12 protein-coding genes and 1 pseudogene are annotated in these 13942 nt (G+C 73.3%); 8 read left to right on the forward strand and 5 right to left on the reverse strand.

From position 1 onward, the window contains the following. The 3 genes from VR45_RS32835 to VR45_RS50270 all read left to right on the forward strand — a co-directional run. A partial coding sequence (locus VR45_RS32835) for a carbohydrate kinase family protein (protein ID WP_045943542.1) occupies positions 1-904 on the forward strand: 904 nt, incomplete at its 5' end. Positions 905-1070: 166 nt separating this feature from the next. After that, positions 1071-3320 (forward strand): trehalose-6-phosphate synthase, encoded by a 2250-nt coding sequence (locus VR45_RS32840; RefSeq protein WP_045943543.1) that lies wholly within the window; start codon positions 1071-1073, stop codon positions 3318-3320. 6 nt (positions 3321-3326) lie between these two features. After that, a complete protein-coding gene (locus VR45_RS50270) occupies positions 3327-3455 on the forward strand; it encodes a hypothetical protein (RefSeq protein ID WP_286163571.1) in 129 nt (42 codons plus the stop codon). Between the two features lie 31 nt (positions 3456-3486). Here the strand turns inward: VR45_RS50270 and VR45_RS32845 are convergent, their stop codons facing one another. Next, complete coding sequence (locus VR45_RS32845; protein WP_045943544.1) at positions 3487-4653, reverse strand: PucR family transcriptional regulator; 1167 nt, start codon at positions 4651-4653, stop codon at positions 3487-3489. 87 nt (positions 4654-4740) lie between these two features. On the opposite strand from VR45_RS32845, the gene VR45_RS32850 reads away from it, so the two are divergent. After that, complete coding sequence (locus VR45_RS32850; protein ID WP_234326399.1) at positions 4741-5796, forward strand: ferredoxin reductase; 1056 nt, start codon at positions 4741-4743, stop codon at positions 5794-5796. A 7-nt stretch (positions 5797-5803) separates the two neighbouring features. Beyond that, the gene (locus tag VR45_RS32855) at positions 5804-6922 is read left to right on the forward strand and encodes an acyl-CoA desaturase (protein WP_045943546.1); all 1119 of its coding nucleotides are present in this window, start codon (positions 5804-5806) and stop codon (positions 6920-6922) included. 225 nt (positions 6923-7147) lie between these two features. Here the strand turns inward: VR45_RS32855 and VR45_RS32860 are convergent, their stop codons facing one another. Further along, positions 7148-7564 (reverse strand): GNAT family N-acetyltransferase, encoded by a 417-nt coding sequence (locus tag VR45_RS32860; protein ID WP_045943547.1) that lies wholly within the window; start codon positions 7562-7564, stop codon positions 7148-7150. 223 nt (positions 7565-7787) lie between these two features. Next, the gene (locus VR45_RS32865) at positions 7788-8255 is read right to left on the reverse strand and encodes a MarR family transcriptional regulator (protein WP_045943548.1); all 468 of its coding nucleotides are present in this window, start codon (positions 8253-8255) and stop codon (positions 7788-7790) included. A gap of 116 nt (positions 8256-8371) precedes the next feature. Between VR45_RS32865 and VR45_RS32870 the strand changes: the two are divergent. The 3 genes and pseudogenes from VR45_RS32870 (at position 8372) to VR45_RS32880 (ending at position 11403) form a co-directional block, all read left to right on the forward strand. Then, positions 8372-9666, forward strand: a pseudogene (locus VR45_RS32870) (aldehyde dehydrogenase family protein). A gap of 51 nt (positions 9667-9717) precedes the next feature. Continuing rightward, complete coding sequence (locus VR45_RS32875; protein WP_045943549.1) at positions 9718-10485, forward strand: maleylpyruvate isomerase family mycothiol-dependent enzyme; 768 nt, start codon at positions 9718-9720, stop codon at positions 10483-10485. A 165-nt stretch (positions 10486-10650) separates the two neighbouring features. Continuing rightward, on the forward strand, positions 10651-11403 hold the full coding sequence (locus tag VR45_RS32880; RefSeq protein ID WP_045943550.1) for a hypothetical protein: 753 nt from the start codon (positions 10651-10653) through the stop codon (positions 11401-11403). Positions 11404-11499: 96 nt separating this feature from the next. Here the strand turns inward: VR45_RS32880 and VR45_RS32885 are convergent, their stop codons facing one another. Next, entirely contained in the window at positions 11500-13170 is a 1671-nt protein-coding gene (locus tag VR45_RS32885) for an immunity 49 family protein (RefSeq protein ID WP_052709553.1), read from the reverse strand. A 155-nt stretch (positions 13171-13325) separates the two neighbouring features. Beyond that, positions 13326-13942: ATP-binding cassette domain-containing protein (locus VR45_RS32890; protein WP_045943551.1), on the reverse strand; the 617-nt coding region annotated here is incomplete at its 5' end.

A 13942-nucleotide genomic window follows, 5' to 3' on the forward strand; every position in this document is an offset into this window, starting at 1 on the left:
TCGCGAAGTGCTGGTGGTCGGCGACTACTTCGCCGATCTGATCTTCCAGGGCCTCGAACGGCCGGTCCGGCCGGGCACCGAGGTCTTCGCCGGGGCGCTCGACCTGATTCCCGGCGGGGCCTTCACACCGGCGATGGCCATGCGCCGGCTGGGCCGCGACGTGGTGTGGGCCGCCGACTTCGGCACCGACCTGTTCAGCTCGCTCGTACTCGGCGCGGCTCGGGCCGAGGGCCTGGACGAGAGCGGCTTTCGGCACCACGCCGCTCCGCTGCGCAGTGTCACGGTGGCACTGTCGTACCCCGGCGACCGGGCCATGGTCAGCTACCAGGATCCGCACGGGGCGCCGCCGCTCAGCGAGTTGCTGCGCGAGCACCGCCCCGCGGTGTTGATGTTGCCCCAACTGCGTTACGGCGCGGAGCTGAAGGCATCGCTGTCGGTTGCGCGTCAGCTCGGAACCCTGGTGTTCATGGACTGCCAGGACGTGCCCGCCACCCTCGACACACCCACAGTGCGCGAGGTCCTCGCCGGCGTGGACGTCTTCGCCCCCAATGCCGACGAGGCGCTGCGGCTGACCGGTGCGGGCACGGTGGACGACGCGCTCGACCTGTTGGCCGGGCTCGTCCCCACCGTGGTCGTCAAGCGAGGGGGCGAGGGGGCGAGCGCGGTGCAGGAGGGGAAACGGTACGACGTCCGCGCGGTCCCGGCCGACGTCGTGGACACCACCGGAGCGGGTGACTGCTTCAACGCCGGTTTCGTGCACGCCCTGCTCGCGGGGCAGCAACTGCCGGCCTGCCTCGCCACCGCCGTCGCGTGCGGGGCCGCGGCCGTGACCGGCCCGGGTTCCAGCCGCGCCCTCGACCCCGCCGGGCTGCTGCACTGGCTTGCTCGCGTCCCCCGTCCCTGAACCCTGCCCACCCGCCGTGACCCACGGAGCTGGGCACCCCGGCCGTTGCACACAGTGGCAGGCCCCATTCACTTGGTGATCGCCTCGTGTTAGCGTCCGGTGATCCTGAGCTGACACGAGCGGACGCGCGTGGGCCCGGCCCCTCGCGCGCCGAAGGGGGCATCGGATGAGGATTCTGGTCACTGACCTGGACGGCACGCTGCTGGGCGGCGACCGGGCCGACCGTCGGCGGTTGCAAGCCGCGCTGGCCCGTCATCCGGAGCTGACGGTGGTCTTCGCGACCGGTCGGGGCCTGCCCTCGGTACGAGAGGTGCTGCGGGACCCGCTGGTGCCCCGGCCGCGCTGGATCATCGCCGACGTGGGGGCGAGCGTCCTCGACGGCGTCTCGCTGGCCCCGGTCGAGCCCCTGCAGAGCCGGTTGCGCAGCGGCTGGCCCGGAGCCCACCGCGTACGCGCCGCACTGCGTCACCTGCCCGGCCTGACGTACCAGCACGGCGTGGCCCAGGACGGCCGCTGCTCGTTCCACCTGCGTCCCGAACGGCTCACGCGGGAGCTCACCGACGCGGTGCGGGCGTTGGGCTGCACGTGGCTCTACTCCGCGGACCGCTACTTCGACGTCCTGCCGCCGGGGGCGGGCAAGGGCGCCGCCCTGGCCGCCCTGGCCGCCGAGCAGCGCTGGCCGATGTCCTCGGTCCTGGTTGCCGGCGACTCCCTCAACGACCTGTCGCTCTTCGGGCTCGGCACCCACGCAGTGATCGTCGGTGGCGCCGAGCCCGCTCTTCTCGACGCTGTACCCGAGGACGACCGCGTCCACCGCCCCGACCGGCCGGGCGCCGCAGGGATCCTGTCGGCCCTCCGGGAACTGGGCTGGGTGGAACGCGAGTACCCGCTGGTGGTCGGCTACCACCGGCCACCGGTGACCTGGACCCCGGACGGGTGGCGGCCACCCGCGAGCCCCAACGGCATCCTGCCCACCCTGCGCAGCCTGTTCAGCGGGAACCCGCAGGCTGTCTGGACCACCGCCGCAGTCCTCGACACCGACACCGACACGGTCCTCGACACCGACACCGACACGGTCCTCGACACCGACACCGACACGGTCCTCGACACTGATACCGACACGGTCCTCGATACCGGCACTGGCACCGACACCGGCACCGTCCGCGGCCCCGACGCGCGCCCGGCACCGTTGGACCGCCACGACACCGGACTTCCGCTCTCCTTCGTCCGGCTGAACCCCGCCGAGTGGTCGGGGTACTTCCACCGGGCGTGCAAGGAGACACTCTGGCCGGTGCTGATGTCCCAGCCCGAGCGCCTGCGGTTCGACCCCGACGCCTGGACCCACTACCGCGAGGTGAACGCCCGCTTCGCCGACCACATCCAGGCCCGGGCCGCACCGGGTGCCACCGTCTGGCTGCACGACTACAACCTGTGGCTCGTCCCCGGACTTCTCCGCCCGACCCGCCCGGACCTGCGGATCGGCTTGTTCCACCACACCCCCTTCCCGCCGGCGGACGTCTTCGCCGCCCTTCCCACCGCCGGGGAGATCCGCGCCTCGCTGAGCTGCCTGGACTGGGCCGGATTCCACACCGAGGCATTCGCCGACCGCTTCCGGCGGGTCCTGGCCCGATCCCCGCGGATGCCCCGGCTCGGCGTGCACCCGCTGGGCATCGACCGCGGTGCCATCGCGGCTTTGGCCCGCACCCGTGCCCGCACCTGCACCCGCACCCGCCTGTCCCGGGCGGGCGCGGCCGAGGACGCACTGGTGCTCTCCGTCGAGCGCCTGGACTACGCCAAGGCCCCGGTCGAGAAGGTGGAAGCCATCGCCGCGCTGCTCGCCCGCCGGCCCGAGCTGCGCGGACGGCTGAGGTTCCGCCTGGTGTGCCCGCCGCCCGAGGCCGGCATCACCTCCCACGACGCGACCCGCCGGCAGCTGGAACGCCGCATCGTCGAGATCAACCGTGCGTGGCACGAGGGACAGTGGCGGCCCATCGAGTACCTGCCGCGCAGTCTGCCGCTGGCCGAGGTGATCGACCACTACCTCGCGGCCGACGTGTTCTGGGTGACCTCCCTGCAGGACGGGATGAACCTGACCGCGAAGGAATTCGTCGCGGCCCAGCACGCGGCCGGCCGCTCCGGTGCGCTGGTGCTCTCCCGTCACGCCGGTGCCGCCGCGCAGTTGGGCACCGCGGCGCTCCTCACCGACCCCCACTCACCCGCCGACCTCGTCGAAACCCTGCACCGGGCGCTGACGCTCACCCCCGACGAACGCCGGGTGCGACTGCAACGCCTCGCGGACCTGCTGGGGAACCGCCACCCGGTGGACTGGGCCGCCGACATCACCACCGCCATCCGAGGCCGCGACCCGGGTCCCGGCCAGGACCTGCGCAGTCCCGAGTACGCCCGGAGCGGCTGAGTCCAGGTGACTGGTCGAGCCGCCGTCTCCGACCTGGCGACCATGACCGAGACCGCGACCGCGGAGCAGCGCACCGTCGGCGACCAGGCCCTGTGGCTCGACGACCGCACCCTCGCTCCCGCCGTCGTCCGGTGACCCGGTGCACGGCCGGACCGAACCCTGACGCTCACTTGACCACCCCCGTGCCGGAGGGCCCGGCAGACCCGGGACCCACGGCCAGCGTCAGTTCGAGGACCCGGTGCGGCGATGCGAGGTCCGGAAACAGCTCCCGCAGCTGCGACATCCGGTACCGGACCGTCTGGGGATGGACGAACAACGCCGCCGCCACCTCGTCCCGCCTGCCCTGGTGCAGCAGCCACGCCCGCAAGGTCTCCTCCAGCCGCCGCGCGGTCGCGACGGGCAGGGGGCGCAACGGTGCGAGGGCTCGGGCACGCAGGTCCGCGAACGCGTCCGCGTCGGCGTTCAGCACCAGCTCGGGCAGGTGCTCCTCGGTGTCACGGATGTCGGGGGAGAGGGAGCGCGCGCGTACGGCCCGTGCGTACGAGGCGGACGCACGGGTCCATGGCCGGGCGGGGCCGACCACGGCGGTGCGGTCGGTGAGCTGCCGCAAGAGGCGTGATCGGTCGGCGTCGGGGACGAGCAGCACACCGGTGGCGTCCGGCAGGTCGTCGAGGACGAGCGTGCCCGGGTCGAGCGTGCGGTAGGCGGGCCGGGCCTGGGCGGCGGGCAGCAGGACCGCCGTCAGCGATACCGGGGGCTGCCACCCGGCTCGTTGGACGGAGGCCAGCAGCACGTCCGGGCTCGCGTCCGCGAGGAGGTCGCGGGTCAGGTGTTCCAGGTGGCGCTCGTGGGCCCGGCCCCGGGCGGCCAGTTCGTCGGCGTGGCCCGCGGCGCTCGCGGCGGAGAGCTCGTCGATGTAGGCGAAGGTCAGTTCGGCGAACCTCGCGACCTCGGCGGCGGGCAGGCCCGCGGGTACCGCACCCGCCGCAAGGCATCGCCAGGCCACTCGGGCCCCGACGCGGTAGGCGCTGAGCAGGGCGTCCATCGAACGGCCGTCGCGCACCTCGCCGCGGCCCAGCTCGTAGGCCGCGTCACCGGCGTCGCCGCCGATGGCGTTCCCGCTCGCGAGGTCCAGGTAGTGCCCCAACGCGGTGCGGACGGCCCGGCGGATGGTGCCGCCCATGCGGCCCGAAAGGGCGTTGGCGTAGGAGGGGACCTCGTCGATGATCGCCTGGACGACCTCGTCGGCGGTGGCCCTCAGCGCGGCCCGGAGTGCGGCGACCGTCGTCTCGTCCAGGACCGGTTCGCCGGCCCTTCGGATTGCATGGCTCACGTTTTTGTTCCTTGCGAACAATCCAGTCGACCAGATTTACATCCTGCGGTCAGGACTTTACGCCCTGAGGCGCAGCAAGCTGGAGTCATGACGAGTACAGCCCTCCGCAGCAGGGCGTGGAAACTGCTGGAGATGGTCACGACGCCGCTGCTGCCGTCGGACTACCTCGACCTGGTCGGCCCGCTGCGTGCGGGCGCCGACCTGCGCGGGCGCATCGAGGCCGTTCACCCCGAGACGGGCGACGCCGCGACCGTCGTGATCAGGCCGGGACGAGGCTGGCGCGGTCACACGGCCGGCCAGTACGTGCGGATCGGGGTCGACGTCGACGGGACGCGCCTGTGGCGCGCCTACTCCATCACCTCGCCGACAGACCGCCGGGACGGCCGTATCACGATCACCGTGAAGGCGGTCCCGGACGGCAAGGTCAGCAACCACCTGATCCGCAGGGCGGCACCGGGCACGCTGGTCCGGCTCGACCAGCCGACCGGTGACTTCGTGCTGCCGCTGTCCGCGCCCGCCAAGGTGCTCTACCTGACGGCCGGCAGCGGCATCACACCCGTGATGGGCATGCTGCGCGACACCGACTTCGACGACGTCGTCATGGTCCACTGCGCGCCGAAGCCGCAGGACGTGATCTTCCGCAGCGAACTGCACGACCTGGTAGCGGCCGGGAAGCTGCGTCTCACCGAGGTGCACACCGACGCGGACGGCAGGCTCGACATCGCCCGTCTCCACGAACTCGTGCCCGACTGGGCCGAGCGCGAGACCTGGGCCTGCGGGCCCGCGGGCCTGCTCGACGCCGCAGAGGACCACTGGACCGGGCACGGCGTCCGGGAGCGCCTGCGCACCGAACGCTTCCGCCCCGGCATCGCCGTCGTCGGCGACGGCGGAGAGGTCACCTTCAGTGCCACCGGCAGGACCGTCGACGCGGACGGCGCCACGCCGTTGCTGGCCATCGGTGAGGAGGCCGGCGTGCTCATGCCCTCCGGGTGCCGCATGGGCATCTGCTTCGGCTGCGTCACGCCGCTCAGGGCGGGTGCCGTCCGCGACCTGCGCACCGGCGAGATCACCGAGGCCGAGCCGGGCGTCCTCATCCAGACCTGTGTGTCCGCCGCGGCGGGCCCCTGCGACATCGAACGGTAGGAGCACCTTGACCGCCATCGACCCCACCGCCCATCTGACCGCGGAGCAGATCGAGGAGCTCGGCCGCGAGCTGGACGCGATCCGCGACGAGGTGATCGCCGGCCGCGGGCAGAAGGACGCCGCCTACATCCGCAGGGTCATCTCGGCGCAGCGCAAGCTCGAGCTGGCCAGCCGGGGTGTGCTGCTGTTCTCGATCTTCCCGCCCGCGTGGCTGCTCGGCACCGCCGGTCTGTCCGTGGCGAAGATCATCGAGAACATGGAGATCGGCCACAACGTCCTGCACGGCCAGTGGGACTGGATGCGGGACCCGAAGATCCACTCCACCACCTGGGAGTGGGACCACGTCTCGCCGTCCGAGCAGTGGAAGCACTCGCACAACGAGCTGCACCACACGTACACCAATGTGATCGGCAAGGACAACGACCTCGGCTACGGCATCATGCGCGTCGACGAGGACCAGAAGTGGCACCCGTTCCACCTCGGCCAGCCGCTGTGGAACCTCGTCAACGCCTGCTTCTTCGAGTACGGCATCGCGGCGTACGACCTGGAGCTCGGCAAGAACCTGCACAAGAGTCGCCGAAAGGACCCCGAGTTCCGCGCGCGGGCCAGGGCCGTGGGCCGCAAGATCCGCAAGCAGGCGCTCAAGGACTACGTGGTCCACCCGCTGCTGTCGGGCCCGTCGTTCCCCACCACGCTCGCCGCCACGTTCACCGCGAACCTGGTCCGCAACATCTGGTCGCACTCGGTGATCATGTGCGGGCACTTCCCCGAGGGCGTTCAGGTCTTCGAGCGCCGGTCGATCGAGGGCGAGACACGCGGCCAGTGGTACCTGCGCCAGATGATGGGCTCGGCGAACATCAGCGGCAGCAGGGCCATGCACTTCATGACCGGCAACCTGTCGCACCAGATCGAGCACCACCTGTTCCCGGACCTGCCGAGCAACCGGTACGCCGAGGTCGCGGTGAAGGTGCGCGCGCTGTTCGAGAAGTACGAGCTGGAGTATGTCACCGGGCCGCTGCCCAAGCAGGTGTTCTCCGCGTGGCGCAAGGTCTTCCGGCTCTCGCTGCCGAACAGGAAGCCCGAGGTCACGACGCCGGGCCGCGAGCAGGAGCTCGTCGCGGCCTGACCCACCTGCGGGTGTCCTTCGCTGTGGGAGCGCTCGCACTGGTTCGAATATTGTCCTTCCAGGGCTGTTCATCAAGGCCCGGTGCTGGTCTCGGCGGCGGGCCGGGGCTCCGGCGGGATCCGGAGGGCTTCGCCGCCGATCAGGTCGAGTACGGCGTCGACGCCGTTCGGTGCCGCTGCGCGGGCCGCCGACCGACCCGTGCGGGAAGGGCTCCGTTGTTCCGGTCTACGACTCGTCGAACGTCCAGGTGAGCGCCACCTGCCCCGGCTCCGGGGTGCCGCCGGCACGGCGGTACGTCGCTCGTGCCGCCGCGTTGCCCTCCTCCGTGAGCGTCCAGAGGCCGTAGCAGCCCCGTTCGCGGGACAGGTCCGCGAGCGCCGACACCAGGGCCGGGCCGATTCCTCGCCCGCGGTACGACTCGTCCACGCCCAGCTCGTACAGGAACATCTCGGTCCCCTTGTCCGGATGTGTCATCTCGACGCCGGTGACCATCCCCGCCGGGGCATCGTCCACGTAGGCGATCAGCAGGTGATGGCGCTCATCGGCCAGGAACCGTTCGGTCGCTTCCTGTTCCGGGGCGGTGTCGAACAGGTGCGCGGCGGCATTGACGGTTTCGGTCCGGGTGACGCGACGGATCTCCATCCGAGGATGCTGACAGGTTCCGGTGTCGAAAGCCGGTGATTTCGCCACCTGGGCGCCCCGGCCCGAAGTGCGGTTCCGTTTCCGGTGCTCCGACCTTCGAAGCCGCCCCGCCGCTGCCCCGGGCCCCGCGTTCCACGGGCGCCCGCCACCGTCCTCCGGGCCGGACTCCCCGTCGCGGGCGTCCTCGTCCGGTCCGCTCGCGGGTCAAGGGGAAACTCGCGGGTCAAGGGGAAAGGAGGGACTGGTCCTGTGGGGCGGCGGTCTCGGGGAAGGCGCGGCCCAGCAGGGTGTGCAGGGTGTCGCGCTCGTCGGGTGTGAGGTGTTCGAGCGCGGTGAGGCCGGACATCAGCTCGGCCCGGATGCCGTGGACGGTGCGCTCGCCCTGTTCGGTCAGCACGATGTTCTTGATCCGGCGGTCGGCCGGGTCGGTTTCCCGGCGGACGAGGTGTTGGGCCGCGAGCCGGTCGACGATGCCGGTGACGTTGGAGGCGTCGCAGGCCAGCAGGTCGGCGAGGGCGCGCATGGGCCGGGGGCGGACCAGCAGGCTGAGCGTCTTGCCCTGCATCAGGGTGAGCCCGTGCTCGGCGGCCACCGTCGCGAAGTGGCGGTAGTAGGACGCTGCCACCCGCGCGAGCCGGTCCATCAGCTCTTCGGGGGAGGGCGCTGGTGCGGGCCGGGGCGTCTGGGGCATGGGTCCAGCATAGGGAGATCGGTTGACATCCTCAACCATCGAGGTCTACCGTCGAAAGTACTTGAAGACATCAACCATCCAGGTCTTCAAGCCCCTGGAAGGACCGCGTGACCCTCATGACGCACACCCCGCCCCCCGCTGCGGCCGACGTTCCCGCCCTGGTCACCCGCCTGCGCGCCACCTTCGACAGTGGCCGGACCAAGCCCCTCGCCCGGCGCCTGGACCGGCTCGCCGCCCTGCGTTCGATGCTCACCGAGCAGACCGAGGTGTTCCAGCAGGCGCTGGCCGCCGACCTCGGCAAGAGCGCGGCGCAGGCGTACCGCACCGAGATCGGGTTCACGCTGAACGAGCTCGACCACACCGTCGCGCACCTGGAGGAGTGGCTCCGGCCGAAGCCCGCCGATGTCCCCGGGTTCTTCCGGCCCGCCTCGGCCCGGGTGGTCCGCGATCCGCTCGGCGTGGTCCTGGTTGTCGCGCCCTGGAACTATCCGCTGCAGCTCGCGCTGGTCCCGCTGGTAGGAGCCCTGGCGGCCGGCAACACGGTGGTCGTCAAGCCCAGCGAGCTCGCCCCCGCCACCTCCGCCGCGATGGCCCGGCTGCTGCCGCGCTACCTCGGCCCGGACACGGTGGCCGTGGTCGAGGGCGCCGTCCCCGAGACCACCGCCCTGCTGGAGCAGCGGTTCGACCACATCTTCTACACCGGCAACGGTGCGGTCGGCCGGATCGTGATGGCCGCGGCCGCCCGCCACCTCACCCCGGTCACCCTGGAACTCGGCGGCAAGAGCCCGGTCGTGGTCGAGCCCGGCGCCGACCTGGCGGTCACCGCGAACCGGATCGCCCAGGGCAAGTTCCTCAACGCCGGCCAAACCTGTGTGGCCCCCGACTACGTCCTCGCCATCGGCGAGAGCGCCCCCGCACTGGAGCGGCACCTCGCCGACGCCGTGCGCGAGCTGTTCGGCGACGACCCGGCCGCCGAGCCCGAGTACGGGCGGATCGTCAACGACCGCCACTTCGACCGGCTGACCGCGCTGCTGGACGACGGGAGGGTCGTCACCGGCGGCGGTCACGACCGCGGTGAGCGCTACCTCGCCCCGACCGTCCTCGCGGACGTCTCCCCGGACGCGCCGGTGATGCGCGCGGAGATCTTCGGCCCGATCCTGCCGATCGTCGCCGTGCCCGACCTCGACGCGGCGACCTCTACGCCTTCACCGAGTCCGAGCGGACCAAGCGGCGGCTCACCGAGGAGACCTCCTCCGGCGCGCTCTCCTTCGGCCTGCCGGTCTCCCACCTCGCCATGCCGGACCTGCCCTTCGGCGGCGTGGGGGAGAGCGGCATGGGCCGCTACCACGGCGAGTACTCCATCGACACGTTCAGCCACGCCAAGGCCGTCGTCGACAAGCCACTCACCTGAGCCGAGCGGCGCCGCCGTCCGAGCCGACCGACCACCCCGGAGAACGAACCCGTGACCACCCCCATCGACCACGCCGCCGCCGTCGCCGCCGAGACCTCGCGCTTCGTCGCCACCGTCCGCACCGCCGACCCGGCCACCCCGGTGCCCACCTGCCCCGGTTGGACGCTGTCCGACCTGGTGCGCCACACCGGCAGCGTGCAGCGCTGGTTCACCGTCCTGCTGCGGCAGAGACTCCAGGAGCCGCCGCGCAGCAGGGACGTCGAGCTGCACCTGCCGCCGACGCCGGACGGCTACCCCGCCTGGCTGGCCGAGGCCGCGGAGCAGGCCGGCGCGGAATTCGCCTCGGTCGATCCCGACGCGCCGATGTGGGCCTGGGGCGCCGATCAGCACGCCCGCTTCTGGGTGCGCCGGATGCTGTTCGAGACCTTGGTGCACCGCGTCGACGCCGACCTCGCCCTGGGCCTGGACCCCGACATCGACCCGGTGCTGGCCGCCGACGGCGTCTCGGAGTTCCTGACCAACCTGCCTTTTGCCGCCGGGTTCGCCCCCGGAACGGCCGCCCTCCGGGGCGCGGACCGGACCATCCGGTTCACCCGCACCGACGGCGACGGGGACTGGCTGGTCCGGCTGCGTCCCGACGGCTTCGGGCTCGACCGGCAGGCCCGGGAGGCCGCAGCGAGCGCCGACGCGTCGGTCCGGGGTACCGCCGCAGACCTGCTGCTCCTCCTCTACGGCCGGCTGGACCGGTCCGCCGGCCGGTTCGAGGTGCGGGGGGACGACGAGCTGCTCGCGCACTGGACCGCCAACTCCGCCTTCTGAGCCGTCGGCCGGCCCGCCGACCGGGGTGATCGGAGAGGAGGGGCCTGAGCCCGGGGCGGCCGTCCGACCGCCCCGCCGCACGGTTGCCCGCCGCCGCTCGTGAGAGGCATCCGCCCAGGTGGGCGGCGGTGCGGCCAACCGGCCGGCTCGCCCTATGCTGGCGCCATGACAGAGCTTCCCGGCTTCGCCGTCCTGCTGACCCGCCTGCTGCACCACCAGGGTCAGGAGCCCGCCGAGTTCGCCCACCGGGCGGGGGCCGGCGAGGCCGACGTGGTCGCGCTGCTGGACGGTGCCGCGCCGGACCAGGAACTGCTGCGCCGCCTCGCCCCCGCGCTCGGCCTGGACACCGCCGACCTGTTCGAGATCGCGGCCGTCCCGCTGCCGGAGGACCTCGCACCGGCCGGCGGGATGGCCACCACCTCCATCGTCAGCGTGCTGCGGTTCGGCAAGGCGCTGCCGGCCGACCGGCGGGCCGAACTCCGCGCGTTCGTCGCCGGTCTGCCGCCCGTCCGGGCGACCGGACGGATCGAGGGCCTGCCCGCCTCGGCCCCCGCCCCCGACCCGCGGTCCGCCGGGAACCTGCTGATGCGGATGGTCGCCACCCGCAACCTCGGCTGGACCGGGACGGCGAAGGTGTTCCACCTGCTCACCGGGCGCTACTGGATGTCCACCGCCTACGGGCGGATCGCCGCCGGGGAGGACCGGCTGACCCCGGATCTGCTCGTCGACTTCGCCACCGTGCTCGGCCTGCCCGCGGCCGTGCCGGCGGCGCTCCTCGGCATGCTGCTGCCGCCGGACGGACCCCGGCCGGACGCGTCCGCGACGGACGCCGCCCTGCTGCTGCGCGGCCTTCGCCGGCTGGGCGTCGAGCAGCTGCGCGAGGCCGAGGACCTGGCGCGGGCCCTGCAACCGGGCTGATCCGCCGGGCCCCGCCGGTTCCGCACGCGGGGCGGCGGTCGGCGCGAGTGACGGCGCGCGGGTCAGGCCCCGTGGGCGCGGGCGTGGCGGGCGGGGTCAGGGCCGGCCGGCGGCTTCGAGGAGGCGGGGCGGGAGGTAGGGCGAGCGGACGCGGGTGACCCAGCCGCGGGTACGGCGGGCGTGGCAGGCGAGGGCGAGCACGTCGAGGCTGAGCGGGGCACCTGCGTCGGTGTCGCGGTCGGCGACGCTGTGGTGGTCGCGGTGGGCTTCCAGGGCGTCGAGGAGGGCGAGGTCGAAGCCGGTCGCGTCGCCCCCGATCAGCTGCGAGAGGAGGACGGCCGGAGCCGGGAGCCAGCCCTCCCGGATGCGCTCCGCCTCCTTCAGCGCCCGCTCGGTGGCCGGCCGCGGGTCGGCGCCGCGGAGGTGGTCGTGCAGGGCGGCGCGGTAGGAGGCGGACGGGGAGCGGTCCTCGGCGGCGATCGTGGGGCCGGCCAGGACAAGCGGTTCGAGGTCCTCGGGGGAGCCGGTGATCAGGGCGAATGACAGGGCGGTCTGCCAGAAGGCCGGGCCGAAGTCCCGGTCCCGGCGGGCGGGGAAGCGCAGGGCGCGGCCGTCGATCGTCGCCTCGGCCTCGGTGCCCGGCTCGGCGAGGGCGGCCCGGAACACGGCGGCCCCCAGCTGGGAGCCGCGCCGCAGGGTGGCGATCACGGCGTCGGTGGCGTCGTCGCACTCCGAGGCGCGCGCCGCGAGGAGGTAGGTCTGGTACCGCAGGGCGCCGGTGAGCTCCCATGCGTCCAGCGGCTCGCCCTCCCCGGCCGTGACTGCCTCTAGGGTGCGCCGCTCGAACCGCGCCTCGCTCTCCGGGCTGTACAGGCGGGCCGGACCGGGCCGCTCGACGTGGACGGGCCCGGCGGCGAGCGCGGCCACGGCGTCGGGACGCGGGTCGCGGCCGAAGGCGTGGACGCGCGGGCCGGCCGTCTCGAAACCGGTGACCAGGGCGTGCGGGAGGTAGTCGGTGTCGACCGCCGGAGCCCAGCCGTGGGTGCGGTACGCGAGGGCGGCGAGGGCGATCGGGACCAGCGGCAGGAGGCTCGCCGGGCCGGTGCCCTGCGGCCCGTCCTGGAGCAGGGCGAGCAGGGCGGCGTCGAAGACCTCGCGGTCCCCGGCACCGAGGGCGCGCAGGGCGCGCAGACCGGGCTGCGGTTCGGCGACGGGGGCGGTGCTGCCGGCCGGGACGCCGTCGTCCTCGAAGAAGTGGGCCAGGAGGCCGTCGACGAGTTCGAGGGCGGGCGTGGCCGGCCCGGCGGGCATCAGCTGCCGGGCCCAGCCGAAGGCCTCACCGTGGACGGAGACCTGGTCGGCGACGATGGCGAGACAGAAGGCGTCGAGCCACTCCCCGGCTGTGACCCGGTGGTGAGGGTCGCGCTCCTGTCCGCGCTCGCGGTCGTAGCTCATCCCGAAGTTCGGGTAGTCGAGGAAGACGTGGAAGCTGTCGACCGGGTAGTAGGCGGCGAAGGAAACGGCGCCGGCGGCCGCCGCGGCGGCGTCCTTGAGGACGGCCCTGGCCTCGGCGGAATGCAGGTCGGGCCGGGTGGTGGAGAGGGCGCCGAGGTAGTCGAGGAAGGAGTCGGAGATCAGCTGCCACTCGGTGGTGGTCATCAGACCGGCGCGGGAGTAGGAGTGGACCTGCCTCCCGATCCGGTCCACGAAGTCCTCGCGGGCTTCCGCCACCCGCGCCCCGTCCACCTGGTGACGTTCGATCCGCACAGTCCTGCTCCCTTGATCATCGGCTGCCCCCAGCCTAGGCAGCGGGTCCGACACCGGGGCCCTCGGGGCGGCCGGAGGGTGTCGGGGCGTCAGCGGGGTGCTGTTCACCCCGGAGCGGCACCCGCCCGCTCCGGCCGGCCGGTCGCGCCGTCGTGTCAGCTCCGGGCGTGCCCGTCCTCGCCCGCCCTGCCCTCGCCCGCCTCGGTGCCGGCCCCGGTGCCCGCGGGCGGGTGGCCGAGGTCGGGCCACACGGAGACGTGGTCGTGCTCCAGGACCAGCCGCACGCGGTGTGCCAGGCCCAACGACTCGGTGAACTCGCGCGGCAGCTGGAGCCGGCCGACGCGGTCCAGCACGGTGTACTCCTGGGCGGTGAGCGCGCCGTCCGGGCCGGTTCCGGCCGGGTGGCGCAGCACCTCGGTGGAGGTGCGCCCGTCGCGGATCCGCACCGTGCGGCGGACCTGGTCGGCCACCAGGGCGTCGTGGGTGACGATCAGCACGGTGGTGCCCAGCTGGGTGTTGGCGGTGCGCAGGGCACCGAAGATCTCCTCCGAGGTGGCCGTGTCCAGCTCGCCGGTGGGTTCGTCCGCGAGCAGCAGCCGGGGTTCGTTGGCCAGGGCGACGGCGATCGCCACCCGCTGCTGCTCGCCTCCGGAGAGCCCGGCCGGGGTGCGGTCGGCGGCCGGGGCGATGCCCATCAGGTCGAGCAGTTCCATCGCCCGGGCGGCGCGCCCGCGGCGCGGCACGCCGATGTAGCCCATCGGCAGCTGCACGT

The organism is Streptomyces sp. NRRL S-495 (genome assembly GCF_000966955.1).
Taxonomy (GTDB): domain Bacteria; phylum Actinomycetota; class Actinomycetes; order Streptomycetales; family Streptomycetaceae; genus Kitasatospora; species Kitasatospora purpeofusca.

Bases quoted from the DNA above. Each gene is read 5' to 3' on its own strand.
- VR45_RS32880 (WP_045943550.1), top strand. From the start codon at position 10,651: ATGACAGAGCTTCCCGGCTTCGCCGTCCTGCTGACCCGCCTGCTGCAC.
- VR45_RS32860 (WP_045943547.1), bottom strand. From the start codon at position 7,564: ATGGAGATCCGTCGCGTCACCCGGACCGAAACCGTCAATGCCGCCGCG.
- VR45_RS32865 (WP_045943548.1), bottom strand. From the start codon at position 8,255: ATGCCCCAGACGCCCCGGCCCGCACCAGCGCCCTCCCCCGAAGAGCTG.
- VR45_RS32840 (WP_045943543.1), top strand. From the start codon at position 1,071: ATGAGGATTCTGGTCACTGACCTGGACGGCACGCTGCTGGGCGGCGAC.
- VR45_RS32850 (WP_234326399.1), top strand. From the start codon at position 4,741: ATGACGAGTACAGCCCTCCGCAGCAGGGCGTGGAAACTGCTGGAGATG.